General features: G+C 77.1%; 15 protein-coding genes. 4 read left to right on the forward strand and 11 right to left on the reverse strand.

All coding sequences use genetic code 11. From position 1 onward, the window contains the following. Positions 1–69: 69 nt before the first annotated feature. The gene (locus ACWGB8_RS06420; protein WP_452210840.1) at positions 70–1,968 is read right to left on the reverse strand and encodes a protein kinase domain-containing protein; all 1,899 of its coding nucleotides are present in this window, start codon (positions 1,966–1,968) and stop codon (positions 70–72) included. Positions 1,969–1,983: 15 nt separating this feature from the next. Here ACWGB8_RS06420 and ACWGB8_RS06425 point away from each other — a divergent pair, with 15 nt between their 5' ends. Then, positions 1,984–2,289, forward strand: coding sequence for a hypothetical protein (locus tag ACWGB8_RS06425; RefSeq protein WP_452210841.1), 306 nt, complete (start codon positions 1,984–1,986; stop codon positions 2,287–2,289). A 113-nt stretch (positions 2,290–2,402) separates the two neighbouring features. Next, positions 2,403–3,146 (forward strand): Mut7-C RNAse domain-containing protein, encoded by a 744-nt coding sequence (locus ACWGB8_RS06430; protein WP_452210843.1) that lies wholly within the window; start codon positions 2,403–2,405, stop codon positions 3,144–3,146. A gap of 54 nt (positions 3,147–3,200) precedes the next feature. On the opposite strand, the gene ACWGB8_RS06435 is transcribed toward ACWGB8_RS06430, so the two are convergent. The 3 genes from ACWGB8_RS06435 to ACWGB8_RS06445 all read right to left on the reverse strand — a co-directional run bounded on the left by ACWGB8_RS06435 (position 3,201) and on the right by ACWGB8_RS06445 (position 7,565). Further along, positions 3,201–4,829, reverse strand: coding sequence for an FAD-dependent oxidoreductase (locus ACWGB8_RS06435; RefSeq protein ID WP_452210845.1), 1,629 nt, complete (start codon positions 4,827–4,829; stop codon positions 3,201–3,203). A gap of 40 nt (positions 4,830–4,869) precedes the next feature. Next, on the reverse strand, positions 4,870–5,787 hold the full coding sequence (locus ACWGB8_RS06440; RefSeq protein WP_452210846.1) for an AurF N-oxygenase family protein: 918 nt from the start codon (positions 5,785–5,787) through the stop codon (positions 4,870–4,872). Between the two features lie 173 nt (positions 5,788–5,960). Beyond that, on the reverse strand, positions 5,961–7,565 hold the full coding sequence (locus tag ACWGB8_RS06445) for an alpha/beta hydrolase (protein ID WP_452210847.1): 1,605 nt from the start codon (positions 7,563–7,565) through the stop codon (positions 5,961–5,963). A gap of 284 nt (positions 7,566–7,849) precedes the next feature. On the opposite strand from ACWGB8_RS06445, the gene ACWGB8_RS06450 reads away from it, so the two are divergent. Beyond that, positions 7,850–8,644, forward strand: coding sequence for a metal-dependent hydrolase (locus ACWGB8_RS06450; protein ID WP_452210848.1), 795 nt, complete (start codon positions 7,850–7,852; stop codon positions 8,642–8,644). A gap of 70 nt (positions 8,645–8,714) precedes the next feature. Here the strand turns inward: ACWGB8_RS06450 and ACWGB8_RS06455 are convergent, their stop codons facing one another. Beyond that, entirely contained in the window at positions 8,715–10,967 is a 2,253-nt protein-coding gene (locus ACWGB8_RS06455; RefSeq protein ID WP_452210850.1) for a SpoIIE family protein phosphatase, read from the reverse strand. 232 nt (positions 10,968–11,199) lie between these two features. Between ACWGB8_RS06455 and ACWGB8_RS06460 the strand changes: the two genes are divergently transcribed. Continuing rightward, complete coding sequence (locus ACWGB8_RS06460; RefSeq protein ID WP_452210853.1) at positions 11,200–12,348, forward strand: winged helix DNA-binding domain-containing protein; 1,149 nt, start codon at positions 11,200–11,202, stop codon at positions 12,346–12,348. Positions 12,349–12,444: 96 nt separating this feature from the next. Here the strand turns inward: ACWGB8_RS06460 and ACWGB8_RS06465 are convergent, their stop codons facing one another. The 6 genes from ACWGB8_RS06465 to ACWGB8_RS06490 form a co-directional block, all read right to left on the reverse strand. Beyond that, positions 12,445–15,441 carry a condensation domain-containing protein gene (locus tag ACWGB8_RS06465; RefSeq protein WP_452210854.1) on the reverse strand — a complete coding sequence of 999 codons (2,997 nt, stop codon included), beginning with the start codon at positions 15,439–15,441 and terminating at the stop codon, positions 12,445–12,447. Then, positions 15,438–17,432 (reverse strand): non-ribosomal peptide synthetase, encoded by a 1,995-nt coding sequence (locus ACWGB8_RS06470; protein WP_452210856.1) that lies wholly within the window; start codon positions 17,430–17,432, stop codon positions 15,438–15,440. Before ACWGB8_RS06470 ends, ACWGB8_RS06465 begins: the two co-directional genes overlap by 4 nt. Positions 17,433–17,490: 58 nt before the next feature. Then, positions 17,491–19,392 (reverse strand): AMP-binding protein, encoded by a 1,902-nt coding sequence (locus ACWGB8_RS06475; RefSeq protein WP_452210857.1) that lies wholly within the window; start codon positions 19,390–19,392, stop codon positions 17,491–17,493. Positions 19,393–19,571: 179 nt separating this feature from the next. Beyond that, entirely contained in the window at positions 19,572–20,750 is a 1,179-nt protein-coding gene (locus ACWGB8_RS06480) for an acyl-CoA dehydrogenase family protein (RefSeq protein ID WP_452210858.1), read from the reverse strand. After that, positions 20,747–23,998, reverse strand: a complete 3,252-nt coding sequence (locus ACWGB8_RS06485; RefSeq protein ID WP_452210860.1) for a non-ribosomal peptide synthetase — start codon at positions 23,996–23,998, stop codon at positions 20,747–20,749. The genes ACWGB8_RS06480 and ACWGB8_RS06485 overlap by 4 nt, the downstream gene beginning before the upstream one ends. 291 nt (positions 23,999–24,289) lie before the next feature. Further along, on the reverse strand, positions 24,290–25,828 hold the full coding sequence (locus ACWGB8_RS06490) for a non-ribosomal peptide synthetase (RefSeq protein ID WP_452210862.1): 1,539 nt from the start codon (positions 25,826–25,828) through the stop codon (positions 24,290–24,292). Positions 25,829–25,841: the final 13 nt, after the last annotated feature.

Consider the following 25,841-nt stretch of genomic DNA (forward strand, 5'->3'; position numbering starts at 1 on the left):
CCGCCCCGCGCCCGCCGCGGGGCCCCGGCCCCCCCCGCGGCCGGCGCCCGTCGGCATACCCTGTCGGCTTCAGGACAGACGGAACTCCTGGGCCTTGTTGCCGGGGGTGCACTTGGTCATGGTGACCGGGTTCCCGGCGCCGTTGTCGGTCAGGCAGCTCTGGCTCTGGTAGTCCCGCAGGGTGTGCGTGCCGCCGCCGGTGCCGACCACCGCCCAGTTGTTCAGGAAGCTGAAGCCCGGATTGAGCGTCACCGCGCCGTCGGTGGCGCTCTGGACCAGGGCCGGGGCATCGAGGTTGCACGGGTGGATGTAGTACCAGTTGCCGGGGTTGACCTCGCGGATCCAGCCGTAGGCGGTCGCCCCGCCCATGACGGCCTTGTTGCCGGCGGAGAGGTTGTTCTGCGCCAGGCCCAGCCGCAGGCCCGAGCCCACGTTGGTGATGTAGCCCCAGCCGTTGCCGCCGCAGCCCTGCGGGACGCTCGGCTCGGCGGTCTTCGGCGGGGTGGTGGGGGCGGGCTGGCTGCCCCCGCCGCCGTTGTTTCCTCCGTTGTTGCCGCCGGCGGGCGGCGGGGCGGGCTGGTTCGGCGCCGGGTTGCTGCCGCCCCCGCTGCTGCTCGCGCCGCCGGTCGCGCTGCCGCCCGCGGCGCCGCCGCTCGCGCTGCCGGTGCCGTGCCCGGTGTTCTGCCCGCCGACCACGCCGCCGCCGGTGCCGGGCGGCAGCGGCTGGCCGGGCTGGACGCCCGAGGCGGGCTGCTCGCCGGCCGGGGTGGTCGGGGCGCCGCTGTCGGTGGGCGTCGGGGTGGCGGGTGCGGTCGCGGTCCCGGTGGCGGACGGCGTGCCGGTCGCGGGCGGGGTCGTCCCGTCCGCCGGGGTGGAGGCCGCGACGGTCTGCTGCGGTGCGGGCGCGGCGCCCGCCCGCTGGTCCGGGGCCCGTTCGATGAGTAGGGCGGTGCCCGCCCCGGTCGTGATGATCACCGGGATGATGACGGGCACCAGCAGGCGGCGCGCGGTGCGGCGCCGGGGCTTCTCGCCGTCGGGCCGGTTGCGGACCACCGGGGCGTCCGCGGTGTCGGCCTTGGCGACCTCCTGGGCCTCCTTGGCCCGGGCCAGCAGGGCGGCGGTGGCGGTCGTCATCCGGCCCTCGATCGCGGCCCGGGCGGCGGCGGCCATCACCCCGGCGTCGGCGTAGCGGTCCTCGGGCTTCTTGGCCAGCGCGGTGGAGACGAAGGCGCGGACGGCCGGGCTCAGCACCTCGGGCAGCTCGGGGACCGGTTCGCGGATGTGCTTGAGCGCCACTTCGAGCACCGTCTCGCCGGAGAACGGCGGCTGCCCGGTGAGGAGTTCGTAGCAGACGACGCCGATCGAGTAGAGGTCGGAGGCCGGGGTGGTGGACTTCCCCTCGGCCTGTTCGGGCGCCATGTAGAGCGCGGTGCCGAGCACCGTGTGGGAGGCGGTGATCTTGGTGGCGGCCATCGCCCGGGCGATGCCGAAGTCGGTCACCTTGACCCGGTCGTCGGCTCTGACCATCAGGTTGGACGGCTTGAGGTCGCGGTGCACGATGTCCTGGTTGTGCGCGGTGTTCAGCGCGTCCAGGGCCTGGGCCAGCAGCGCGAGCGCCCGCTCGGGCGCCATCGGGCCGCTCTCGGCGAGGACGTCGTTGAGCGGCCGGCCGTCGATCAACTCCATGACGATGTAGGCGATGCGGTCGTCGGCGCCCTCCTCGCCGCTCTCGCCGTAGTCGTGGACGTCCACGATCCCCGGGTGGTTGAGGGCGGCCATCAGCTGCCCCTCGCGCCGGAAGCGCTCGGCGAAGGTGCCGTCCTCGTACAGTTCGGAGTGCAGCAGCTTGACCGCGACCTGCCGCGCCAGCACCTGGTCGTCGGCGCGCCAGACGGAGCCCATGCCCCCGCCACCGATCCGCTCGGTCAGCTCGTAGCGACCGCCGAGCACGGTCCCCCGCCCCGTCATCCGCGCCCCCATGTCATGTTCCGGTCCGGTCGGACCGGGATTCGAACAGTCTGCCAGAGCGGCCCGCGCCCCTCACCGGGACCCGGACACCTCCTGACGATCCCTCACCCCGCCCGCCGACCACTCCCGGCCTTCTGGGACGAGCGGGTCGCCCGGCACACCGTCGAACTCGCGGACGACCCCGACCGGCGGGCCCTCCTCGCCGACACCGTCGACGTGGTCACCTCCGGCCTGATGAGCCTCTCCTTCGAGGACCCCGCCTGGGACGAGCAGCGCCCCCGCACCCTGCTCACCGCCCTGCTGCGCCCCGCCCTGGGCTGACCCGGAACGAGCCCCGGGCAGCAGACAGCGGGCCCGGGCGGTGGGTCCGGAGGGTGGGCCCGGACGGTGGGGCCCCTGGACGGCGGCCCCGCCCCGGCTGGCATGCTGGTCGCGTGGACAAGCCGGAGATCTGGATCGACTTCGCTCCCGACCTGCGCCCCTTCGTCGGCGTCCGCCGGCGCACCGGGTGGTCGGCCGTACGGACGGACGGCAGCTCGACGCTCGGGCACGTCGTCGAATCGCTCGGCGTGCCGCTCACCGAGGTCGGCGCGCTGCGCACGGAGGGCGGCGACGGCACCGGCGCCGGCACCGGCGTCCCCGCCTCGCACGTCCCGGTGGACGGCGAGCGGATCTCGGTGCACGGCGTGGTCCGGCCGCAGCAACTCCCGGGGCCCGCACGCTTCCTGCTCGACGTCCACCTCGGGACGCTGGCCCGCCGGCTGCGGCTGCTCGGCGTCGACGCCGCGTACGAGAGCACCGACATCGGCGACCCCGCGCTGGCGGCGCGCTCGGCCGCCGAGCGGCGGGTGCTGCTCTCCCGCGACCGCGGGCTGCTCCACCGCCGCGAACTGTGGGCCGGCGCCTACGTGTACAGCCACCGCCCCGCCGAGCAACTGCGGGACGTGCTCTCCCGGTTCGCGCCCCCGCTCGCCCCGTGGACCAGGTGCACCGCCTGCAACGGGACGCTGCACGACGCCGCCAAGACCGAGGTCCGCGAACGGCTGGAGGACGGCACCGAGCGCTCGTACGACGTCTTCGCCCAGTGCGCCGACTGCTCGCAGGTGTACTGGCGCGGCGCGCACCACGCCCAGCTGAGCGCCATCGTGGCGGAGGCCGTCGCGGAGTTCGGGCGCTGACGGCAACGGCCGGCGATGAACGCCGGGGCAGCCCGTCCGGGACCGCGCCGGCGTTCACCGCCCGGCGGCCCTCCCCCGCCCGGCGGCCAGCAGCGCCGGCACGGTGGCGAGCTTCACCCGCGGGCGCCCGGCGGCCTCGCCGAGGGCCCGCTCGGTGCGGTCGATCGCCCGCAGGCCCCGCAGGCCCACCGCGTCCGGGCGGCGCCGGCGCACCAGCCGGGAAAACTCCGCGCGGGTGCCCGTCGGGGCGGTCAGGAGGCCGGCCGCGGCGTCGTCCAGCAGCGCGTCGACCGTCTCCGCCGCACAGGCCCGGTTGGCCCCGATCCCGCCGGACGGCCCGCGTTTGGCCCAGCCCACCAGGTAGCTGCCCGGCAGCGGCCGCCCGGTCGCCGGGTCGAGCACCCGGCCGCCCCGGTGCGGGACGGCCCCGGCGGCCTCGTCGAACGGCAGCCCGGCCACCGGCACGCCCCGGTAGCCGATGCAGCGGACCACCAGGCCGGCCCGCAGCACCTCGCCGCCGTCGGTCCGGACGCCCGCCACCCGGTCCTCGCCGAGCAGTTCGGCGGGCGCGCAGTGGAAGCGCAGCACCAGCCGGCGGCGGCCGGGCCCCGGCGGCCGCCCCCCGTCGTGGGGCTCCAGCGGGAGCCCGGCCAGCAGGGCGGCCTTGGAGCCCGGGGCCGCGCCGGCGATCGCCTCGCGCACCCCGGGTCCGTCCGCGACCACGAGGTCGACACCGGGCAGCTCGCGCAGGGCCAGGAACTCGGGGCGCGTCCAGGCGGCGTCCGCCGGTCCGCGGCGGGCGAGCAGCACCACCTCGCGGACCCGGCTGCCGCGCAGGGCCGCCAGCGCGTGGTCGGCGATGTCGGTGGCGGCCAGGTGCTCCGGGTCGTGCAGCAGGATCCGGGCCGCGTCGACGGCGACGTTGCCGCTGCCGACGACCACGGCCCGCTCGGCCGCGAGGTCGACGGCGTCGGCGGGCACCGTGGGGTCGGCGTTGTACCAGCCGACGAAGGCGGTCGCCGGGAGGCTGCCGGGCAGGTCCTCACCGGGCAGGCCGAGCCGGCGGTCGGCGGCGGCGCCGACCGCGTAGACGACCGCGTGGTGGTGGGCGGCGAGTTCGGCGTGGTCGAGGTCGCGGCCGACCTCGACGTTGAGGTGGACCCGCAGTCCGGGGTGGTGGAGCACCCCGGCGAAGCTCTCGGCGATCCGCTTGGTCGACTGGTGGTCGGGGGCGACGCCGTGGCGCAGCAGGCCGCCGGTGACCGGCAGGCGGTCGATCAGGGTGAGTTCGGCGCCGGTGGCGCGCAGCAGGGCCTGCGCGGTGTAGCCGGCCGAGGGGCCGGTGCCGACGACGGCCACCCGCAGCGCCCCGAAGCCGTGCGGCAGGCTGCGCGGGAAGGCGGGGGCGCCCCAGGCGTGGTCGCTCGGGTGGTCCAGGAACCAGTCGCGGTTGAGCGCGCCGAAGACGGCGTCGGGGCCGCTGAGCCGGTCGACCGGGACGACGGCGTCGACCGGGCAGGCGTCCGCGCACGCCCCGCAGTCGATGCAGGCGGCGGGGTCGATGTACAGCATGTCGGTGCTGCCGAAGCCCGGTTCGCCGGGGGTGGGGTGGATGCAGTTGACCGGGCAGACGGAGACGCAGGAGGCGTCGTTGCAGCAGGTGCGGGTGATCGCGTAGGCCATAGCCGGGGTGGGTCCTCGGGGTGTGGGGGTGCCGGGCGGGTCAGAGCATGTCGACGCGGCGGTAGAGGGCCGCGGCGGAGCGGGTGAGCAGGCCCGTCTCGGCGAGGAAGGCCATCAGGTGCGCGGAGCTGGTGCGCATCATGGCCTTGCGGTGCTCGTTGCCTCGGACCTCGGCGACGGCCCGGACGGGGTCGAGGCCGGCCGCGGCGTAGACCCGGCGGTTGACCATGCTGCTGACGATGACGTAGGCGCCGGCGGCGATGCCGGTGGCGGCGGCCCGGCGGCGGGCGGGGCCGGCCCCGCGCAGCCGTTCGCGGATCTCCTGGCGGGCGAACTTCATGTGCCGGGACTCCTCGACGACGTGGATCCGCGAGGTGGCGCGGACGATGTCGAGGACGTTCTCGCCGCGCATCCAGTCGCGCTGCATGACGTCGAGCACCTCCTCCGCCACCAGGATCCCGCCGTAGGCGAGTTCGCCCCGGGCGAGGGCCTTGAAGGCCCGGCCGGCCTCGGCGAGGACGCGGGCCGGCCGGTAGGCGGGGGCGCCCATCTTCTCGCAGGCCCGGGCGAACATGAGGGAGTGCCGGCACTCGTCGGCGATCTCGGTGAGCGCGAACCGGAACTCGGAGCTGCCGGGGTCCTTCAGGTACTGGTCGCGCAGCACCATCTGCTGGAGGATCATCTCGAACCAGATCCCGGTGTGCATGATCGAGCAGACCTCGTGCCGGGTGAGCGCGATGCGCTGCTGCTCCGTCATCTCGTCCCACAGCGGCGTCCCGTAGAGGGTGCTCCACTCGGGGTTGAGCCCGTAGCCGTCCTCCGGGAGCGGCGCCTCCCAGTCGATCTCGGTCGCCGGGTCGTAGGACAGCCGTGCCGCCGACGCCAGCAGCCGCGCCGAGACGTCGTCGTCCTCCGCCGTGTGTCCGTGGGTCCGTGCCGCCGTGCCGATCCGAGCCATGCCCGCCTCCCGCCGTGCGCCGGCCCTGCCCTCCGGGCCGCTTATTAGACGGAGAGTACAATAAGCTCCGCTCCCCGAGAACCCCCCGCGCACGCGCTCCCCGCACGGGGCCCGTGAACGGCGGCGGTCCCCGCCGCGGGGTGCGACGGGGACCGCTTCGAGGACGCCCGGGCTCAGCCGCGGGCCGGGCTGCGCGGGGCCAGCAGCGGACCGGAGAGCAGCGGCGCGGTCAGCCGGCCGGCCGGGGCGGCCGACTTCGCAGCCGCCTCCGGAGCCGGGTCGGGGCGGCAGGACAGACCGCGGGCCGGACGCGCACCGGTGGCGAGGAAGCGGTGCGTCTCCCGGGTGGCGCAGGACGGCGTGAACGGGTCGTACGCCCCGTGGTTGCCGCTGTCCACGGTGACCAGCTGCGCCCGCTGCCCGAGGGCGCCGCGCATGGCCAGCGCGCCGGAGTACGGGGTCGCCGGGTCGCGGAGGGTCTGCACCAGCAGGATGTTGGCGGGCCCCCGGTCGGTGATCCGGACGGGCGGCTCGACCGGCTCCGGCCAGAAGGCGCACGGCCACAGGTTGGCGCCCATGCCGGCCATCAGCGGGTACGCCGCCCGGTGGGCCGCCACCTTCCGCTGGTAGTAGCCGGTGTCGGACGGCCAGCGGCTGTCCGAGCAGGTGACCGCGAGCAGCGCCGCGACGTCGTTGTCCTGCGGGATGCCGTCGGTGACCGGGATGGTGCCCCAGACCGGCAGCTCCCCGCCGCGCTCCAGCCAGCGCCACCAGGAGGCGATCTGCGGGAAGTAGAGCGTGTGGTACGCGTACAGGCGGAAGATCGCGCGGAACAGGTTGCCGTTCACCCGTCCGGCGTCGGGGTGGGTGGCCGGGGTCCGGTCGAGGCGGGCGGCGAGGTCCAGGAAGTTCTGGCGCACCTGCGCGGGGGTGGCGCCGAGGCCGAGGTCCGCGTTGCGCTCGACGGCCCACTCCGCGAAGTCGGGGAAGCGCAGTTCCGTGCCCGGGTCCCAGAGCGCCTTCGCCTTGGGCCAGACGCTGCCGGTCGGGTCGACGTTGGCGTCCAGCACGATCCGGTCGGTGCGCCGGGGGTAGAGCGTCGCGTACACCGCGCCGAGGTAGCTGCCGTAGGAGCCGGCCAGGTAGGACAGCCGCTGCTCCCCGAGCGCGGCCCGGACGAGGTCCAGGTCGCGGGCGGTGTTGGCGGTGGTGATGTACGGCAGCAGGTCGCCGGAGTGCTCGATGCAGTCGCGGGCCAGCTCGCGGGCGAACGCCACGTTGGCGGTGATCGAACCGTCCGGCGCGGGGAACGGCATGAACTCCTCGTTGGGCACCTCGGCCGGGGTGCGCCCGCAGGTGACCGGCGTGCTGCGGCCGACCCCGCGCGGGTCGAAGCTCACCAGGTCGTAGCGGTCGAGCACCTCCTGCGGGTAGGCGGCGGCGTACAGGGCCGGCAGGTGCAGGCTGGGGACGCCGGGGCCGCCGCCGTTGTGCACCAGGACGCCGCGGCGCAGGCCGGGCTTGGCCGTCGACAGCTTGCTGACGGCGATCTCGATCGTCCGGCCGGACGGGCGGCGGTGGTCGAGCGGCACCCGCAGGGTGGTGCAGCGCAGGTTCGGGTCGGTCGGGTCGGGCAGCGGGTTGGGCGGGCAGTCGGTCCAGACGAGGCGGGGCGGCTTCGGCGACGCCTGGGCCGGGGCGGCGACGGCCGGCGCGCCCGCGGCGGCCAGCACGAGGGCCGCGCCGCCGCAGAGTACTGTGCGTACGGTTCTCCACATGGTCTGGACCATAGGGAGTGCAGCCCCTATTGGCATAGACCTTTCGAATGATCAAAAACGCTTCGTGGGCGGGCAGTTGGTGCACGCGCCGCCACGCCGCGACCAGGCGCGCCGACCCCCTGCCGGCCACCGCCCTACCCGCTCCCCGGCACCCCGGCGCAGGCCGGGGTACGTACGCGAGTTCGGGAGACAAGGGCACACGTCGATATGCTGCGGGACCGTCAGGTGCCCCGTCCGGCGCACCTGACGACCTGTGCACACCGACACGAGGGGCGGACACCGCCATGATGGGACCAGCGCACTCGCTCTCCGGCGCGGCCGCCTGGCTGGGCGTCGGCGCCGCAGCCGCCGCCTGGGACCGGCCGATGCCCTGGCCGGTGCTCCTCGCCGGCGCGCTGATCTGCGCGGGCGCCGCCCTCGCCCCCGACCTCGACCACAAGGCCGCGACCATATCCCGCGCCTTCGGGCCGATCTCCCGGGTGCTCTGCGAGATCATCGACAAGCTCTCGTACTCCGTCTACCAGGCCACCCGCGGCAAGAAGGACCCGCGCCGCTCCGGCGGCCACCGCACCCTCACCCACACCTGGCCATGGGCCCTGCTGTGCGGCGCGGGGGCAGCGGCGATCTGCGTCTACGGCGGCCGGTGGGGCGTCCTCGGGGTGCTGTTCGTCCACATGGTGCTGGCCATCGAGGGCCTCCTGTGGCGGCACGCCCGGGTCTCCAGCGACGTCCTGGTCTGGCTGCTCGGGGCGTGCAGCGCCTGGATGCTGGCCGAGATCCTGGAGCGGCCCGGCAACGGCGCCGGCTGGCTGTTCACCGAGCCCGGCCAGGAGTACCTGTGGGTGGGCCTGCCGATCGTGCTCGGCGCCCTCGTGCACTGCATCGGCGACGCGCTGACGGTCTCCGGCTGCCCGGTGCTGTGGCCGATCCCGATCGGCCGGCGCCGGTGGTACCCGGTCGGCCCGCCGAAGAGCTTGCGCTTCCGGGCCGGCAGCCGGGTCGAGATCAAGATCCTGATGCCGGTGTTCATGGCGCTCGGCGGCGTCGGGGCGGCGGGGGCGCTCGGCTTCCTCGGCTGAGGACGGCTTCCCCGGCTGACAGGCGACGGCTCACGGCGGCCACGGGCGCCGGGGGTCAGAGCGCCGGGGGTCAGAGCCCCGGGAACGGCTGCTCCGTCCAGATCGTCTTGCCCCGCGCCGTGTAGCGGCTCCCCCAGCGGGCCGCCAGCTGCGCCACCAGGTACAGGCCGCGCCCGCCCTCGTCGGTCAGCCGGGCCCGCCGCATCCGCGGCTGGGTACTGCTGCCGTCGGACACCTCGCAGATCAGCGTCGCCGCCCGGATCATCCGCATCGTCACCGGCCCCCCGGCGTACCGGATCGCGTTGGTCACCAGCTCGCTGAGGATCAGCTCGGTGGTGAACGCCAGCTCGGCCAGCCCCCAGGCGGTGAGCTGCGCGGTGGCGTCCGCCCGCACCCGGGCCACCACCCGCGGGTCCGGGTCGATGGTCCAGGACGCCAGGTCGTCCGGCGACACCGCCCTCGTCCGGGCCAGCAGCAGGGTGACGTCGTCCCGCAGCCGGGTCGGCGGCAGGCCCGCCGTGATCCGCCGGCCCGCCTCGCGCAGCGGCTGGGCCGGATCGCCCACGTGCACCAGGCGGCGCAGCAGCTCCGCCATGCCCTCGTCGATGTCGCCCTCGCCCCGCTCGATCAGGCCGTCGGTGTACAGCGCGAGCACCGACCCGGGCTCCAGCACCGTCTCGACCGCCTCGAAGGGGTGCCCGCCGACCCCCAGCGGCGGGCCCGGCACCACCGGCAGGTAGGCGCTGGTGCCGTCCGGCCGGGTGACCGCGGGCGGCGGGTGCCCGGCGCTCGCCGCGACGCAGGTCCGGGCGACCGGGTCGTACACCACGTACAGGCAGGTGCCGCCGAAGGCCCCCGCACCGGGGTGCCCGTTCGGCACCCCCGGGCCGCCCCCGTCGGTGAACTCGGCCTCCGCCAGCAACTGGGCCACCAGGTCGTCCAGGTGCGCCAGCAGCTCGTCCGGCTCCAGATCGAGATCGGCCAGGGTCCGGACGGCGGTGCGCATCCGGCCCATGCTGGCCGAGGCGTGCAGACCGTGGCCGGCCACGTCGCCCACCACCAGCGCCACCCGGGTGGAGGACAGCGGCACCACGTCGAACCAGTCACCGCCCACCCCGCCCCGGTCGGCCGGCAGGTAGACGCTGGCCGTGCCGACCGCCGTGATGCTGCGCTCCGCGGGCGGCAGCAGGCTGCGCTGCAGGGCCACCGCCACCCGGTGCTCGCGGGTGTAGCGGTAGGCGTTGTCCAGGGCCAGCGCGGCCCGGTCGGCGATCTCGGCGAGCAGCGCCCGGTCCTGCGCGTCGAACTCGTCCCGGCCCGCCTCCCGGCGCACGGTGATCCGCCCCAGCGGCAGGCCGCGCGAGCGCAGCGGCACGGTCATCACCCAGCTGTCGCCCGGAATGCCCTCGGCCGCCACCGCGCCCACCACGGCCGTCCGGTGCAACGGGGCCGGCCAGTCGCCGTCGGCGGGCGGTTCGTCGCCCGCCAGCACGGTGGCCGCCACGTCGACCGCCGCGCTGTCCGCGAAGTGCTGCGCCAGTGCCCGGGCCAGCTCCTGGGCGACGCTCTTCGCCGCGAGGGTGCCGCCCATCGCCGCGGTCACCCGGTGCAGCAGCGCCAGCCGCTCCTGGGCCCGGTGCTGCTCGGTGACGTCGGTGAACAGCGCCGTCACCCCGATCACCGCCCCGCCGTCGCCCAGCAGCCGGAACGCCGAGATCGCCAGCACCCGGCCGCCGCGCGGGTTGACCTGGGTGCGGACCAGCTCCTCGGCGAACACCAGCGGCTGCCCGGTGTCCAGCACCACCCGCAGCCGGGCCTCCACCGCCGCCGCGTCCTGCGCCATCAGGAAGTCGCCGAGCCGGGCCCCCTTCAGCTCCCCCGGCAGACCGGTGTACGGCAGCAGGTGGGTGTTGGTGCGCGACAGCCGCAGGTTCTCGTCGAAGACCGCCAGCCCGACCCGGTTCTGCAGGAACAGCTCCCGGGTGAACGCCTCGTCCTGCCGCTGCCGGGCCGCGGTGGCGGACGGCACCGCCAGCAGCAGCCGCCGGGGCGACTGCGGATCGTGGGCGTCGGCGCCGCGCAGGGTCAGCACCCGGACGTCCAGCGGGGTCTCCCGGCCGTCGGCGCCGCGCACCGTGACGCCGCCGGAGGCCGCCACCGACTCCGCGCCCGGCAGCAGCTCGTGCGCCGCCCGGCCGCACAGCGCACCGGCGGGCACCCCGAGCAGTTCCTCGGCGGCGGGCGTGCAGCCCACCACCCGCCCGCCGCCGTCGACCAGCAGGCCGGCCACGCCGTCGGGGAACGGCAAGCGGCGGTCGTCCATGCTCCACCTCCCCGGGTCGCACCGATCTCTTCATCGTCCACCCGGACCACCGCGCCCCGCACGCGGGTGACGCCCGGCCGGGGAGCAGTCAGCGGTCGGGGACCGGTCGGCGGTCGGGGCGGGGGCGCGCGGTACGGGAGGCGGGCCGGGCCGGGCGGCTCGGGCGGGGTCCGTCCGGGTGCCGGTACGGGGCCCGGGCGGGAGTGTCGGGGGGCAGCGGCAGAATCGCCGCATGACGATCACCGCACGCGCGCTCAACCGCGCCACGCTCGCCCGGCAACTGCTGCTCGCCCGCGAGCCGCTCGACGCCGCCGACGGACTGCGCCGGGTGGTCGCCCTCCAGTCCCAGGAACCCGCCTCGGCGTACCTGGCACTGTGGAACCGGCTCGCCGGCTTCGACCCCGCCGACCTCGACGCCGCGCTCACCGGCTTCCGGGCGGTCCGGTCCACCCTGATGCGGATCACCCTGCACACCGTGCACGCCGAGGACTACCGGACCTTCCGCGAGGCCGTCGAACCCACCCTGCGCGGCTCCCGGCTCGGCGACGCCCGCTTCACCGCCTCCGGCCTCACCTCCGCCGACGCCGACGCCCTGCTGCCCGACCTGCTCGGGTACGCCGACCGGCCGCGCACCACCGCCGAACTGCAGGCCCTGCTGGAGCAGCGGACCGGTACCGCGCTGCCGCCGACCGCAGTGCGGCTGCTGCGCCAGTACGCCCCGCTCTGGCACGCGCCCGGCGGGACGCCCTGGCGCTACGACAGCCGGCGGCAGTCCTACCTGGCGGCGGCCGACCGGCCGGTCCTCGCCGACCCGGACGCCGCCGCGGCCGGGCTGCAGGTGCTCGTCCTGCGCCACCTGGCGGGCTTCGGGCCGGCCTCGGTCGCGGACATCGCCCGGTTCGGGCTGTTCCAGCGCGGCCGGGTCCGCGCCGCCCTGCAGGCCCTCGGCGACCGGCTCGAACAGCTCACCGGCCCGGACGGCACCGTGCTGTACGACCTGCCGGACGCCCCCCGGCCGGACGGCGACACCCCGGCCCCGCCCCGGCTGATGGCGATGTGGGACAGCGCCCTGCTCGCCCACGACGACCGCAGCCGGCTCGTCCCGCCGGAGTACCGCAAGCACGTCATCCGGATCAACGGCGACGTCCTGCCGTCCCTGCTGGTGGACGGCCGGGTGGCCGGCGTCTGGCGCCCGGTCGGCGGTGCGATCGAGGCCGGGGCCTTCCACCCGCTGCCGGAGGCCGACTGGCGGGCCCTCGGCGAGGAGGCCGCCGCGCTCACCGCCCTGCTCGCCGACCGCGACCCGCACCCCTACCGCCGCTACGACCACTGGTGGGTCAAGGGCCTGCCGGTGACGGAGACCCGCCTCCTGGGCGCCTGAACGCGCGCGCGGGCCCGCCGGGATCCGTCCCGGCGGGCCCGCGTGCACAGTCGGGCGGCCGGTGTGCGCTTCTGCGGGCCGGCGCGTACCGGCGGGTCAGCGCGTGAGCATCCCGGCCAGGACGGTGCGCCAGTCCTCGCCCGGCTCCGGACGGAGCGGGCCCGCGAGCGCCTCGGCCCGGTAGTGCCACGGGCGCAGCAGCTCGGGGTCGGCGTCGCCCCGGTGCCGGACGGCCGCGTCGGAGCCGAGCAGCCCGATCAGCCCGGTGGTGAACTCCGTCCACGACAGGTGGCCGGTCACGGCGTTCACCACCCGGCCCGCCGCGGGGCCGGCCGGGTCGGTGCAGGCGGTCAGCGCCCGGGCGAGCGCCGCCGAGTGCACCCAGGAGATCCCGTACCAGGGGTCGTCCGCACCGACCGGCGGCAGCGTGACCTCCCGGCCGGCCTGCACGGCCTGGAAGAGCGCGCCGGTGGAGCCCCAGCGCAGCTGGTCCCGCAGACGGCGGTGCGGACCCCAGACGATCGGCGAGCGCACCGACGCCGCCGTGCCGCGGCCGTCCCGCCCGGCCGCCTGGAAGAGGATCCGCTCGCAGTCGAGCTTCGCCTGCCCGTAGGCGCTGAGCGGGAGTTCGGCCGGTGCACCCTCGGGGACCTCCGCGCCGGCGGGCCGCCCGTACGCGTCGATGCTGCTGACGAAGACGAAGGCGCTGCCCCGCCAGCCGTCGACCAGCGCGCGCATCGCGGCGGTGTCGGTGGCGTGCTCGGTGAAGGTGCAGGCGGAGTGGATGACCGCGTCCACGCCCTCGACGGCGCGGCGCAGGCTGTCCGGGTCGCCGAGGTCGCCCTCGGCGACCTCGACGCCGTCCAGCGCGACCAGGTGCGCCGATTCGGGCCGGGCCAGCGCGCGGACCGGCCGGCCCTGGGCCATCAGCTCCTGCAGGACGGCGGCGCCCACGCCCCCGGTGCCGCCGGTGAGCAGCACCGTGCCCTCCCGCACCCCGCCGGGGCGCGGGCCGGTGCGTCGGGCGGAGGCGGCCCGGCGTTCGGCCGACCGCTCGGCGAGCAGGGCGGCGAGCGCCCGGGGGGTGCGCCGTTCGAGGATGTCGAGGCCGGTGAGCGGCAGTCCGGTCCGGCTGCGCAGGCGTTCCGCGAGCTGGACGGCGACCAGGGAGTGCCCGCCGAGGACGAAGAAGTCGCCGTCGGGCTGCGGGCGGGTGCCGAGCAGTTCGGCGAAGGCCGTCCGGACGGCGTCCAGCGGGCCCGGGTCCGCAGCGGCGGGGCCTGCCGGGCCGGCCGGGTCTGCGGTGGCGGGTGCGCCGGGCAGCCGGGCGGGGTCGACGGTGCCGTCGGCGCGCCGCGGCAGGGCGTCCAGCAGGGTGACGGCGAGCGGCAGGTGCGCGGCCGGGAGCCGTCGGCGCAGGGCGGCGCGCAGGTCGGCGCCGCTGGGCGCCACCGGGCCGTGCACGGTGGCGTAGGCGAGCGGCGCCCGGCCGGCCCGGGCGAGGACGACGGCCTCGCCGACCCGGGGGTCGGCGAGCAGCGCGGCCACGGCGGGGTGGTCGGCCGCAGCAGGGCGGTCGGCGGGCGGGGCGGGGGGCGATGCGTCGGCGGTCGCTGCGGCGGTCGCGGCATCGGACGGGGCTGCGGGTGCGGAGTCCGCCGGTGCCGGGGCGTCGTTGAGGCGCTCGCCGGGGAGGGTGCCCAGGCGGCGGCCCGGTTCGGCGGCGACGGCGGTCAGCAGCGCGGCGAACCCGGCGGCCAGCCGGGCGCCGGCCGGCGCGTCCAGGGCCGCCAGGTCGTGCTGGACCAGGCAGCGCGGCTGCGGACCGTCCTCGACGGCCAGGGCCAGGCCGAACTTGGCGAGCCCCAGGTCGAGGTCGACGGCCTCCGCGTCCAGCCCCGGCAGGGCGAGCGCGGCGGGCGGGCCGACCAGGTCGCAGGTGACGGCCAGCAGCGGGCTGCCGTGCTCCCCGCGGGCCTCCGCGCCCAGCCGCTGGAGCACCAGGTCGAACGGCACCTCGTGGTGGTCCTGCGCGTGCAGCAGGGCCTCCCTGGTCCGGGCCAGCACCTCGGTGAAGGCCGGGTCGCCGTCGAGGCCGGCGCGGACGGGCAGGGTGTTGACGGCCAGTCCGACCGTCCGGCGCAGCTCCGGGCGGGCCCGGTGCCCGCTGGCGAAGCCGACCGTGAGATCGGTCTCCCCGCTCGCCCGGTGCAGGGCGGCGAGGGCCGCCGCCAGGACGACGGTGAACAGGGTGGCGCCGTGCTCGGTCCCGATCCGGCGCAGCCCGTCCAGGACCCCGGTGCCGAGCGGCGCGGTGTGCAGTCCGGCCCGCGGCTCGCGGGCGCCGGTCGGCACCGGCCGCAGCAGCGGCAGCGTCCGGGCGCCGACCAGCCGGGCGGCCAGGTCGTCGGCGGCGCGGGCCAGTTCGGCGTCGCGGGCGCGCTCGCGGCGGGCGTACTCGGCGTACGGGAGGCCGGGCTCGGGCAGGTCGGCGGGGCGGCCGGTGCGCGCCGTGGCGTAGAGCGCGGCCAGGTCGGCGGCCACGACGGGCAGCGAGCCGCCGTCGACCGCGATGTGGTGCACGGTCAGCAGCAGGGTGTGGTCGTCCGGGCCGTGCCGCAGGACCAGGGCGCGCAGCACCGGTCCCGCGGCGAGGTCGAACGGGCGGACCGCCTCGGCGTGCAGCAGCGCGGCGGCCTGCTCCGGGGCGGCGTCCCGCACCGGGACGGGCACCGGGGCGGGCGGCAGGACCTCCTGGTACGGCTGCTCGTCGCGCTGCCCGTAGCGGGTGCGCAGCACGGCGTGGCGGGCGGTGAGCGCGGTCAGCGCGGTGGCGAGCGCCGCGATGTCGAGCGGGCCCCGCAGCCGGGTGGCGACCGGCACGTTGTACAGGGCGCCGCCCTGGCCGAGCCGGTCCATCAGCCACATCCGCTGCTGGGCGTGCGAGAGCGGGGCCGGGCCCACCGGGGCGGGCGGGACGTCCTGGGGGGCGGTCGCGGGCCGGGCGGCCGGGCGGGGGCGGGCGGTGCCGCTGCGGCGGCGGGCCCGCTGGAGCAGGGCGCTCTGCCGGGCGGCCTCGTCGGTGCCGGTCATCGGGTCTCCTCCGGTACGGCGGCGGGCACGGGGGCGGGCTCGTCCTCGGCCGCGAGAAGGGCGCGCTCCAGCAGGGCGGCCTGTCCTGCGACGGTGGGGTTCCCGAGAAAGTCGCCGAGCGACAGCTCCACGCCGAGGTCCTCGCGGAGGTCGTCGACGATCCACATGGCGAGCAGCGAGTGGCCGCCCTCCGCGAGGAAGTCGGCGCCGGGGGTGGTCACCGGGCGCTCCAGGGCCCGCGACCAGGCGTCGGCGACGACCTGCTGGATCGGGGTGAGCGCACCGGTCGCGGGCTCGGCGGCCTCGGCGACCTCGGCCCGCGGGACGGCTGGCTCGGTGACGGGCTCGGCGAACGGGGCGGCGGCGGGACCGGCGGGCTGGGCGGGCTCGGCCGGCTGCGCGGTGACCGGCCCGTCGGCGGCGAGGGCACGGCGGTCGACCTTGCCGGTGCCGGTGAGCGGCAGCGCGTCCAGCAGCGTCCAGGCGGTCGGCACCAGGTGTGCGGGCAGCCGGTCGGCCAGGCGGCGGCGCAGGGTCTCGGTGGCGGGGCGCAGCCCCTCGGCCGGCACCACGCAGGCGGTGAGGGCGGCGTCCTCCCGGCCCGCCCGGCGGACCACCACGGCCGCGTCGGCGACCTCGGGCTGCTGCCGCAGGGCGTACTCGATCTCGCCGGGCTCGATCCGGAAGCCGCGCACCTTGACCTGGTCGTCGACCCGGCCGTGGAAGTCCAGGGCCCCGTCGGGGCGTTCGGAGACCAGGTCGCCGCTGCGGTAGGCGCGGCCGAGGCCGGGGAGCTCGCGGAAGCGCTCCGCCGTCAGCTCGGGGCGGTCCAGGTAGCCGAGGGCGAGGCGCCCGCCGCCGATCCACAGCTCGCCGCGGGTGCCGGGCGGCACCGGGGTGCCGTGCTCGTCCAGGACGTGGGTGCGGGCGCTGCCGAACGGACGTCCGATCGGCACCGGGCCGGTGCAGTCGGCCGGCGCGATCGGGTGCAGGGTGGTGAAGGTGGTGGCCTCTGTGGGCCCGTAGGCGTTGACCAGCCGGAGCCACGGGAAGGCCCGCAGGACGGCGCCGGCGTGCTCGGGCGCCAGCGCCTCGCCGCCGACGACCAGGGTGCGCAGCACGCCGAAGATCCGCGAGCGGCGGGCGGCCAGGTGGTGGAAGAGCGCGGTGGTGAGGAACGCCGTGGTGACGCCGAACCGCTCGACGTCCCGGGCGAGTTCCTCCGCGCCGGGCCGCTCGGCGGGCGAGACCGCGACGGCGGCGCCGCGCACCAGCGGGGCCCACATCTCGAAGGTGGAGGCGTCGAAGGTCGCGGGCGAGTGGAGCAGCACCCGGTCGCCGGGGTGCAGCGCGATCGCGTCGGCGGCGGTCACCAGGTCGGCGACGGCCCCGTGCGGGACCTGCACGCCCTTGGGGCGGCCGGTGGAACCGGAGGTGTAGATGACCAGCGCCACCGCGTCCGGTCCGGCGTTCGCGGGCGCGGCGGCCGGACGGTCGGCGGTCCGGTCGGCGTCGGGCTCCGTGAGCGCGAGCGTCGGCACCCCGGCCGGCCGGGCGGCGTCCAGCAGCGCCTTGTCGCCGAGGACGAGCCGCACGCGGGCGTCCTCGATCATCGCGGTGGTACGGGCCGCCGGGTAGGCGGCGTCCAGCGGGACGCCGTGGGCGCCGGCCCACCAGACGGCGAGCTGGGCGACCACCAGGCGGGTGGAGCGGGCGGCGAGCAGGCCGACGGCCTCGCCGGGGGCGATCCCGTGCGCGGCCAGCTCCTCGGCCAGGGCCGCGGCGGACGAGACGAGTTGACGGTACGTCAGGACGGTGGAGCCGTCGGTGACGGCGAGCGCGTCGGGGTGCTGCTCGGCCCGCGCCGCGATCAGGCCGGGGACGGCGGTGGCGGCGACGCCGGCAGCGACGGCGAGCAGGGGCGGGGCGCTAGGCAGGGGCGGGGCGGCGGGTGCAGGTGCGGGTGCGGTCACGGAGCCGGACGCGGACATGGTGGTTCCCTTCCGGGCGCCCCCGGTAGCGGCCGGGGGCGCCCTGTGCGGCGTGCGGTCAGGTGGTGGCGGCTGCAGCGTCCGGGAGCCGTTCCTCGACCAGGCGGGCGATGCCCGCCAGGTCGGGGCGGCGCAGCAGCTGGGAGGCGCGCAGCCGTACGCCGCACTCCTCTTCGAGGGCGGTCAGCAGCCGGGCGGCGGCGAGCGAATTGCCGCCGGCGGCCAGGAAGTTGTCGTTCAGCCCGAGGTCGGGGCGGCCGAGCAGCCCGCGGCAGAGCCGCAGCACGGTCCGCTCGGCGTCGCTGCCGCCCTCCTCGGCGGGCGCGGCGGCGACCGGTTCGGCGGCCAGCAGCGCCGCCCGGTCGACCTTGCCGTTGGCGTCCAGCGGGAAGGCGTCGACCAGCCGGACCAGCGCGGGCACCGCCTGCTCGGGCAGCCAGTCGCGCAGCGGCGGCAGCAGGTCGGCGGCGGCCGGCACCGGGCCGTCGGGGGCGGGCTGGACGAACGCGACCAGCTGCGCTCCCCCGGCCGGTCCGGGCCGGGCCGCGACGACCGCCCGGCGCACCCGGGGGTCGTGCTCGAAGGCGGCCTCGACCTCGGCGGGCTCGATCCGGACGCCGCTCACCTTCACCTGGTCGTCCAGTCGGCCGTGGAACTCCAGCACGCCGTCCGGGCGCATCACCACGCGGTCGCCGGTGCGGTAGACGCGGTCGGGGCCCGGACCCGCGGCAGGGGCCCCGGCACCGGCCCCGGCACCGGCCCCGGCACCGGCCGCCGACGCGTCGCCCAGGCCCTCCGGCGCGGGCACGTAGCGGCGGGCGGTCAGCTCGGGGTCGAGGTAGCCGAGGGCCAGGACGCGTCCGCCGACCCGCAGTTCACCGGCCTCGCCGCGCGGCACCGGGCGGCCGTCCGGATCGGTCACCGCCACCACGGCACCGGCGATCGGCAGGCCGATGGGCGGCGCCCCCTCGCCGTGGCCGCCGCCGGGCGCCATGGTGTGCACGCTGGTCACCACCGTCGCCTCGGCCGGACCGTACGCGTTGTGCACGGTCGCGGTGACGTCCGGCCCGGGGGCGCGGCGCAGCCGGTCGCCGCCGATCACCAGGTGGCGCAGCGGCAGGCCGGCCGGCCACGCCCGGTCGAGCAGCGGCTCGGCGAGCGGGGTGGGCAGGACGGAGACGGTGATGCCCTCGCTGCGCCACCAGTCGGTGAGCACGGTGCGGTCCCAGCGGACCGCGTCGGGGGCGACGCAGAGCGTGGCGCCCGAGGTGAGGGTGCCCCACAGCTCCATCAGGTGCGGGTCGAAGGCGACGCCGATCAGCAGGCTGTGGCGGTCGCCGGGGCCGAGGCCGGTCAGCTCCCGGTACCAGCCCAGCAGGGCGCCGAGCGACGCCTCGCCGACCGCCACCGCCTTCGGGGTGCCGGTGGAGCCGGAGGTCAGCACGGCGTAGTGGGTGCCCGCGGGGGCGCCCGCGGCGTCCTCCGGGGCGGGCGCGAAGGCGGCGACCACCTCGGCGGCGGCGTTGGCGCCCTCGGTGGGGACGGCGAGCGGCAGGTGCTCGCCGTCCCGGTGGGCGGGCGGCAGCAGGGCCGGGTCGCCGACGACGCAGGCCACCCGGAGGTTCCGGGCGACGGCCTGCAGCCGGCGCTCGCCCGGGCGGGGGCCGAGCGGCAGATGGGCGGCGCCCAGCCGGGCGGCGGCCAGGGTGACGGCGGCCAGCGCCGCCGAGTGGTCGAGGCAGACGGCGATCAGGTCGCCGGGGCGCACCCGCGGCCGCAGCGCGTCGGCCAGGGCGTCGGCGAGCCGGTCGAGTTCGGCATAGCTCCAGGTGTGTCCGGCGTCGGTGAGGGCGGGCGCGTCGGGGGTGCGGCGCACCCAGTCGGCGAAGAGCGCGTGCACCGGTCCGTCCCGGTGCGGGCGGCCGTGCGCGACGCTGGGCAGGCTCTCGGTCAGGGTCATGGTGGTGGTCTCCGAGCGGTGTCCGTTGGGCGGGCGATGTCCGAGGGACGGGCGGTGTCCGAAGGACGGGCGGTGTCCGAAGGACGGCGTGTCCCCAGGAACGGGCGGTGTCCCGAGGGACGGGCCGTCTCCGAAGGGTCGGCGGTGTCCCGGGGGTGGGCGGCGGGTCGACCGGTCGGTCAGCCCAGGCCCATGGCCCTGGCGACGATCACCTTCTGGACCTCGGAGGTCCCTTCGATGATCGTCATCTGCCGGACGTACCGGTAGAGGAACTCCAGCGGGTGGCCGCGCACCCAGCCCGTGGCCCCGTGCACCTGCAGCGAGCGGTCCACGGCGCGGACGGCCGTCTCGGAGGCGGTCAGCTTGGCGAGGGCCGCGTTCTCCGGCGCCTCGGTGCCGTCGTCGACCAGCCGCGCGCAGGCCAGGGTCAGCAGCTTGGACGCCTCCACCTCGGCCCGGGTCGCCACCAGGTGCTCCTGGACGTGCTGGTAGGCCCCGATCCGCTGCCCGAACGCCTCCCGCTCACGGGCGTACTCGACGCCCAGGCGCAGCGCGTACTCGGCGATGCCGTTGCACATCGCGGCGACCACCAGGCGGCCCCGCGACAGGCTGTCGATGGCGAGGGCGGTGGCCGCGCCGACCCCCTCCTCGCCGCCGATCACGGCGTCCGCCGGCAGCGCGACCCCGTCGAGCAGCAGCTCGAACAGCGGCTCGCCGGACATCCCCTCGTAGCGCTGGCCGATCCGCAGGCCCGGGGTGTCCATCGGGACGGCGAAGGCGGTGGCCCCGGTGGTGGGGCCGGCACCGTCCCCGAGGTCGGTGGCGGTGACGACCAGCGCGAGGTCGGCGCGGTCGGCGTTGCTGACGAAGGTCTTGCGGCCGTTCAGCACCCAGCCGTCGCCGGAGCGCACGGCCGTGGTGGTGAGCCGGAACGCGTCCGAGCCGGCGTGCGGTTCGGTGAGCGCCAGACAGCGCGCGGACTCGCCGCGCACCAGCGGCACCAGCAGCCGCTGGACCTGCTCGGGGGTGCCGCTGCGCAGCAGCGGGCTCGGGCCGTCGGAGCCCGCCAGCGCGTACGGCGCCAGCGTGCAGCCGCTGCGGCCGGCCGCGTGGTGCAGCAGCACGACCGCGGTGAACGGCATGCCGGAGCCGCCGAGTTCCTCCGGGTAGTCGCCGGCGTAGAAGCCGAGGGCGGCCGAGCGCTTGCGCACGTACGCGCGCAGGTCGGCGGGCACCTGGTCGGCGGTCTCGGGCAGTTCGGCGGCCAGCGGGACGAGTTCGCGGCGCACGAAGCTCTCGAACGCCTCGACCAGTTCGCGGTGGCCGGCCTCCAGGACGGCGGACGGGCTGGAGCTCACTTGGCGCCTCCGGTCAGGGCACGGGCCTGGTCGGCCAGCACGGGGTTGCGGAACAGGGTGCGCAGGGCCGGGCGGCTGCCCAGGCGCGGCTCAAGCCAGGCGGCCAGCTGCGCGGCGAGCAGGGAGTGGCCGCCGACCTCGAAGAAGTGCGAGTCGGCCGTGAAGCGGTCGTGGCCGAGGACCTCACGCCACGCCTCGGCGACCATCGCCTCGCCGGGGCCGTCGAAGGCGGCGGCGCCGGCCGCGTCCCCGGTGGCGGCCGCGGTGCCGGCCGCGCCCGGGGCGGGCAGGTCGGCGGCGAGCCGGGCCAGCGCGGTGCGGTCGGGCTTGCCGCCCGGCAGGACGGGCATGGTCGGCAGCGCCGTCCAGACCGCCGGCACCACGCCGCGCGGCAGCCGCTCGGCGAGCGCGGCGTGCAGCGCCGCCTGGTCGGGCTGCTCGGCGCCCTCCAGGAAGCCGACCAGGCGGGGCCCGGCGGCCGGGTCCTGCTGGAGGACCACCGCGCAGGAGCGTCCGCCGAGTTCGGCGGAGGCCGCCGCCTCGATCTCCTCCAGCTCGATGCGGTGGCCGCGCAGCTTGACCTGGTTGTCCTGGCGGCCGAGGAACCAGAGCCGGCCGAGCAGGTCGCGGTAGCCGCGGTCGCCGGTGCGGTAGACCCGCTCGCCGCCGAGCGCCGGCACCTCGACGAAGCGGGCGGCGGTGACCTCGGGCAGGCCGAGGTAGCCGGTGGCCAGCAGCTCGCCGCCGATGACCAGCTCCCCGACCGCGCCGGCGGGCAGCGGGCGCAGGCCCTCGTCCAGGACGTGCACCCGCACGCCGGGCAGCTCGGTGCCGAGCGGGATCTCGGCGCCGTCGTCGGCGGCCGGGGCCGTGGTGGTCGCGTCGGCGGTCACGGTGGCGATGGGCGCGTCCGCGGGGGTGGTAACGGCGGGGGTGGTGTCGGCGTCGGTGATCTCGTGCACGGTGGAGGTGATGGTGGCCTCGGTGACCCCGTACGCGTTGACCAGGGTGACCCCGCCGCCCGCCGCGAAGCCGCGCACCACACGGGCGGGCAGGCGCTCGCCGCCCAGCACCACCAGGCGCGGCGACCAGCGGCCGTCCGCCAGGGCCTCGCGCAGCTCCTCCCGCACGGCGAGGAAGTAGCTGGTCGGCAGGTTGGCGACGGTGACGCCGCGGGCGGCCAGCACCGCGACCAGCTCCGGCCCGGTCGGGACCTCACGCTGCGGCAGCACCAGGGCGGCCCCGGCGGCCAGCGAGGGCAGCACCTCCTCCAGCGCCACGTCGAAGGACGGCCGGGCGAACATCAGCACCCGGTCGGCCGCGCCCAGCCCGTACCGCTCGGCGAGCGCCGCGGTGCAGCCGGCCAGCGCGTCGCGGCCGACCAGCACCGGCTTCGGCACCCCGGTCGACCCCGAGGTGTGGATCACGTACGCGGCGCCCTCGTGCACCGCGCCCGGCAGCGCGGCCGGGAACGCCGGGCCGTCCAGCAGCGCCGGTACGGGCCGGTCGGCGGGCAGCGCCAGGGCGCTCTGCCGGGTGGCGACCACCAGGGCCGGAGCGAGGCGGTCCAGCAGCAGGCCGAGCCGGGCTGCCGGGTCCTCGGAGGAGAGCGGCGCGTACACCGCACCGAGCCGCAGGCAGGCCAGCAGGGTCACCACGCTGTCGACGCCCCGGGGCAGCACGGCGGCGACCACCTGGCCGGGCGTCACGCCCGCGGCGGTGAGGCGGTCGACGAGGGCGCCGACCCGGCGGTCCAGGTCGCCGTAGGTGAGCCGCTCGCCGCCGGCGATCACGGCGAGGGAGCCGGGGTCGTGGGCGGCGGCCGGGTCCAGCGTGGCGGGAGCGGCGGCGGGCCGGGTGGCGGCCGGGGCGGTAGTGGCCTCGGCGGTGGCCGGGGTGGCGGCCTTGGCGGTGGCCGGGGCGAGGTCGGCCAGGGCCGCCTCGGGCCGGTCGAGGTAGGCGCGCAGCAGGTCCAGCAGGCGTCCGGCCAGCAGCCCGGCGGTCTCCTCGGCGAACAGGTCGGCGTCGTAGTCCCAGACCAGCGTCATGCCCGCGGCGCCGTGCTTCTCGCCGACCACCCGGCGGTCGTCCGGCAGCAGCACGAGGTCCAGGTCGAAGCGGGTGGTGCCGGTGTTGAAGCCCTCATAGAGCGACACCTCCAGGTCCGGCGCCTGGATGTCGGGCAGCGGCGCGTCGTGCGCGCTGAACATCACGCTGAACAGCGGGTTGTCCGCACCCGTGGTGTGCAGGCCCAGCGACCGGGTCAACTCCTGCACCGGGACGTCCTGGTGGGGCAGCGCCCGGATCAGCACGTCGGTCGCCTCGTCCACCGCGTCGGTACCGCTCGCCGACGGGTCCAGCCGCAGCCGCAGCGGCACCGTGTTCACGAACATGCCGACCGTGCCCTCGAAGCCCACCGGCCGGTTGCCGACCGCCGTGCCGACCACCAGCTCCCGGTGGCCGCTGTGCCGGCGCAGCAGCTCGGCGAAGAGCGTCAGCAGGGTGCTGAACGGGGTGTGCCCGTCCTGCACGCTCCGCTCGCGCAGCCGCTCGGCCAGGTCCGCGCCGATCGACTGGCGCATTTGCCCGCCCCGGTGCCGGCGCACCGCGCCCGGCCGGGCCAGCCCGGGCAGGGCGACGCTCAGCGGGGCGTCGTCCAGCTCCTTCTTCCAGAACGCCAGGCTGCGCTCGCGGTCGCCCGAGGCCGCACCGTCGGCGAGCGAACGGGCGTGCTCCTCGTACGACGGGGCCGAGGACAGCTCCACCTCCTCGCCCAGCACCCGCGCCCGGTAGACCGTGAACAGGTCGCGGAGCAGGACGGCGAAGGAGTGGCCGTCGTGGATCAGGTGGTGCTCGACGTGGATCAGCCGGTGGTGGTCGTCGGCGACCCTGACCAGGTGCCAGCGCAGCAGCGGAGCCTGCTCGGTGTCCAACGGCTCCTCCGCCTCGGCGGCGAGCAGCGTACGGAACGCCGCCTCCGGGTCGGACTCCCCGGACAGGTCGCTGGTGCGCAGCCGCACCCCGGCGTCCCCGGCGACCCGCTGACCGGGCAGCCCCTCCGGACGGGGGACCAGCTCCAGGCGCAGGCCCGGGTGGTGGGCCACCACGGCGTCCAGGCCGGCGCGCAGCGCATCGGTGTCGAGCGTGCCCCACAGGTCGAGGGCGGCGGTGAAGTTGTAGGCGCGACTGCCCGGCAGCATCTGCTCGTGCAGCCAGACGATCTCCTGCGAGGAGGAGAGAGCGAACATGGGCGTTTCCCTTGCGGTGGCGGGCGGGTGCGTGTTCGGTCGGACGGGTCGGACCCGGAGGTGTTCGGGCCCGGTGGAGTGCGGGTGTGCGCTCGGTCCGGTGGTGGCCGGGTGGGGCTCGGGTGGCCCGGACGGCCCGGGTGGTGCGGGGTACTGCGGTGGTGCGGGGTCGTGCTGTGGTGCGGGGTCGTGCTGTGGTGGTACGGGTGGCACGCGGGGATCGGGGTGCGCGCGGGGATCGGGGTGCGGGTCCGGCGGGGGCGGGCAGGCGGGTGCGGGGCGGCGGTGGGCTCAGGCCGGGCCGCCCAGGTGGTGGCGGAGGGCGGCGAGGAGGTCCTCGAACGCGGCCTCGGCGGCGGCGTCCGTGCAGCGGTCGCGGTCCCAGGCGAGCCGGACCAGCAGGTCGTCGCCGTGCGAGGCGGAGACGGCGAGCGGCGCGGCGAGCGGACGGCCGGTGAGGTGCGTCTCCCGGCCGGCCACGCCGTCGAGGGTGAGCGGCGGACGCCGCTGCAGGTCCTCGAAGGTCAGCAGTCCGTCCAGCGCACCGGACCAGCGGGCCCCGCCCGCCCGGGCGGCGTGCACCACCTCGTCGAAGGGGGTGTCGGCGTGGTCCAGGTCGTCCCACCACGACTCGCCGAGGGCGTCGAGGTCGCGGACCCCGTTGCCGGGGACCGGCGGGGCCGGGTGGACGAGCGTGTTGAGGAAGCAGCCGAGCACCGGCGGCGCACCGGGCGGGCGTCCGCCCCACGGGTAGCCCAGCGCGAGCGTCCGCTCGGTGCCGAGCAGCCGGTGCGCGGCGATCGAGACGGCGTCCAGCAGCGCGGGGAACACGGCGCCGCGGGCCGCTCCGCTCGCGGCGGGGAGGCGGTACGTGACCATCCCGGTGGGCTGCGGCTGCTCCGCCTGCGCGTTCCCGGGCGCGGCGGTCGGGGCGGGCGGGCTGCCGCCGGCCAGGACGCCCAGGCGGGCGGCCCAGTGGGCGTGCGCGGCGGGACCGGCCGCGCGGGCCTCGGCGGCGAGCTGCAGATCCACGGCCTCCCGATAGGCGGCCAGCCCGTCGTCACCGCGCTGCTCGTCGGCGTCACCGCACGGTGTGCGTGCGGAGTCCGCCGTGCGTTCGCCGTACGACGTCCGTGCGCCGTACGACGTGCGTACGGCGGACGGTGTGCGGTCCTCGTCGCACGGTGTGCGGCCGTACGGCGTGCGTACGGCGGACGGTGTGCGGTCCTCGCCGTACGACGTGCGGTCAGATCCGGACGGTGTGCCGAGCTCCCCGTACGCCGTGCCGAGGTCGGCCGTGACGATGCCGAGCGACTGCTCGTCGCAGGCGGCGTGGTCCAGGGCGACGGCGAGCAGTTCCTCGTCCGCGTCCGGGCCGGCGGCCAGGAGCAGGCGCAGCACGGGTCCGTCGGCCCGCCAGTCGAGCAGGGCCGACCGCAGGGCTTCCTCGGCCGTGGCTCCCGGCGCGACCTCGACCCGGGACACCTCGACCCGGCCGCCCGTCCCCCCAACCGTTCCCCGGTCCTCGGGCGCCGACGGTCCGTCGAGCCGCAGGACGGGTGTGCCACGGACGGTTTCGAAGCGTCCCCGCAGCGCGGGGTGGCGGGCCGCGGTCCGGAGCGCGGCGAGGCGGAGCCGGTCGAGGTCCACGGTGCCGCGGGGGAAGGCGAAGAACAGGGGTACGACGTCGGGGCGGCCCTGCGGGTCCATCCGGCGGGTCAGCAGGAAGCGGCGCTGGGCACCGGTGAGCGGCAGCAGCTCCGCCGAGCCGGCGGACGCGGCGACGGTCCGGAAGCGCGCGAGGTACGCGGCGGTGATGCTGGACTGCACGGTTCTCTCCGCT

This window comes from Kitasatospora sp. NPDC054939, from assembly GCF_053610105.1.

Bases quoted from the DNA above. Each gene is read 5' to 3' on its own strand.
- ACWGB8_RS06445 (WP_452210847.1), bottom strand. From the start codon at position 7,565: ATGTGGAGAACCGTACGCACAGTACTCTGCGGCGGCGCGGCCCTCGTG.
- ACWGB8_RS06455 (WP_452210850.1), bottom strand. From the start codon at position 10,967: ATGGACGACCGCCGCTTGCCGTTCCCCGACGGCGTGGCCGGCCTGCTG.
- ACWGB8_RS06460 (WP_452210853.1), top strand. From the start codon at position 11,200: ATGACGATCACCGCACGCGCGCTCAACCGCGCCACGCTCGCCCGGCAA.
- ACWGB8_RS06450 (WP_452210848.1), top strand. From the start codon at position 7,850: ATGATGGGACCAGCGCACTCGCTCTCCGGCGCGGCCGCCTGGCTGGGC.
- ACWGB8_RS06435 (WP_452210845.1), bottom strand. From the start codon at position 4,829: ATGGCCTACGCGATCACCCGCACCTGCTGCAACGACGCCTCCTGCGTC.
- ACWGB8_RS06440 (WP_452210846.1), bottom strand. From the start codon at position 5,787: ATGGCTCGGATCGGCACGGCGGCACGGACCCACGGACACACGGCGGAG.
- ACWGB8_RS06485 (WP_452210860.1), bottom strand. From the start codon at position 23,998: ATGTTCGCTCTCTCCTCCTCGCAGGAGATCGTCTGGCTGCACGAGCAG.
- ACWGB8_RS06470 (WP_452210856.1), bottom strand. From the start codon at position 17,432: ATGTCCGCGTCCGGCTCCGTGACCGCACCCGCACCTGCACCCGCCGCC.
- ACWGB8_RS06475 (WP_452210857.1), bottom strand. From the start codon at position 19,392: ATGACCCTGACCGAGAGCCTGCCCAGCGTCGCGCACGGCCGCCCGCAC.
- ACWGB8_RS06420 (WP_452210840.1), bottom strand. From the start codon at position 1,968: ATGACGGGGCGGGGGACCGTGCTCGGCGGTCGCTACGAGCTGACCGAG.
- ACWGB8_RS06425 (WP_452210841.1), top strand. From the start codon at position 1,984: ATGTTCCGGTCCGGTCGGACCGGGATTCGAACAGTCTGCCAGAGCGGC.
- ACWGB8_RS06465 (WP_452210854.1), bottom strand. From the start codon at position 15,441: ATGACCGGCACCGACGAGGCCGCCCGGCAGAGCGCCCTGCTCCAGCGG.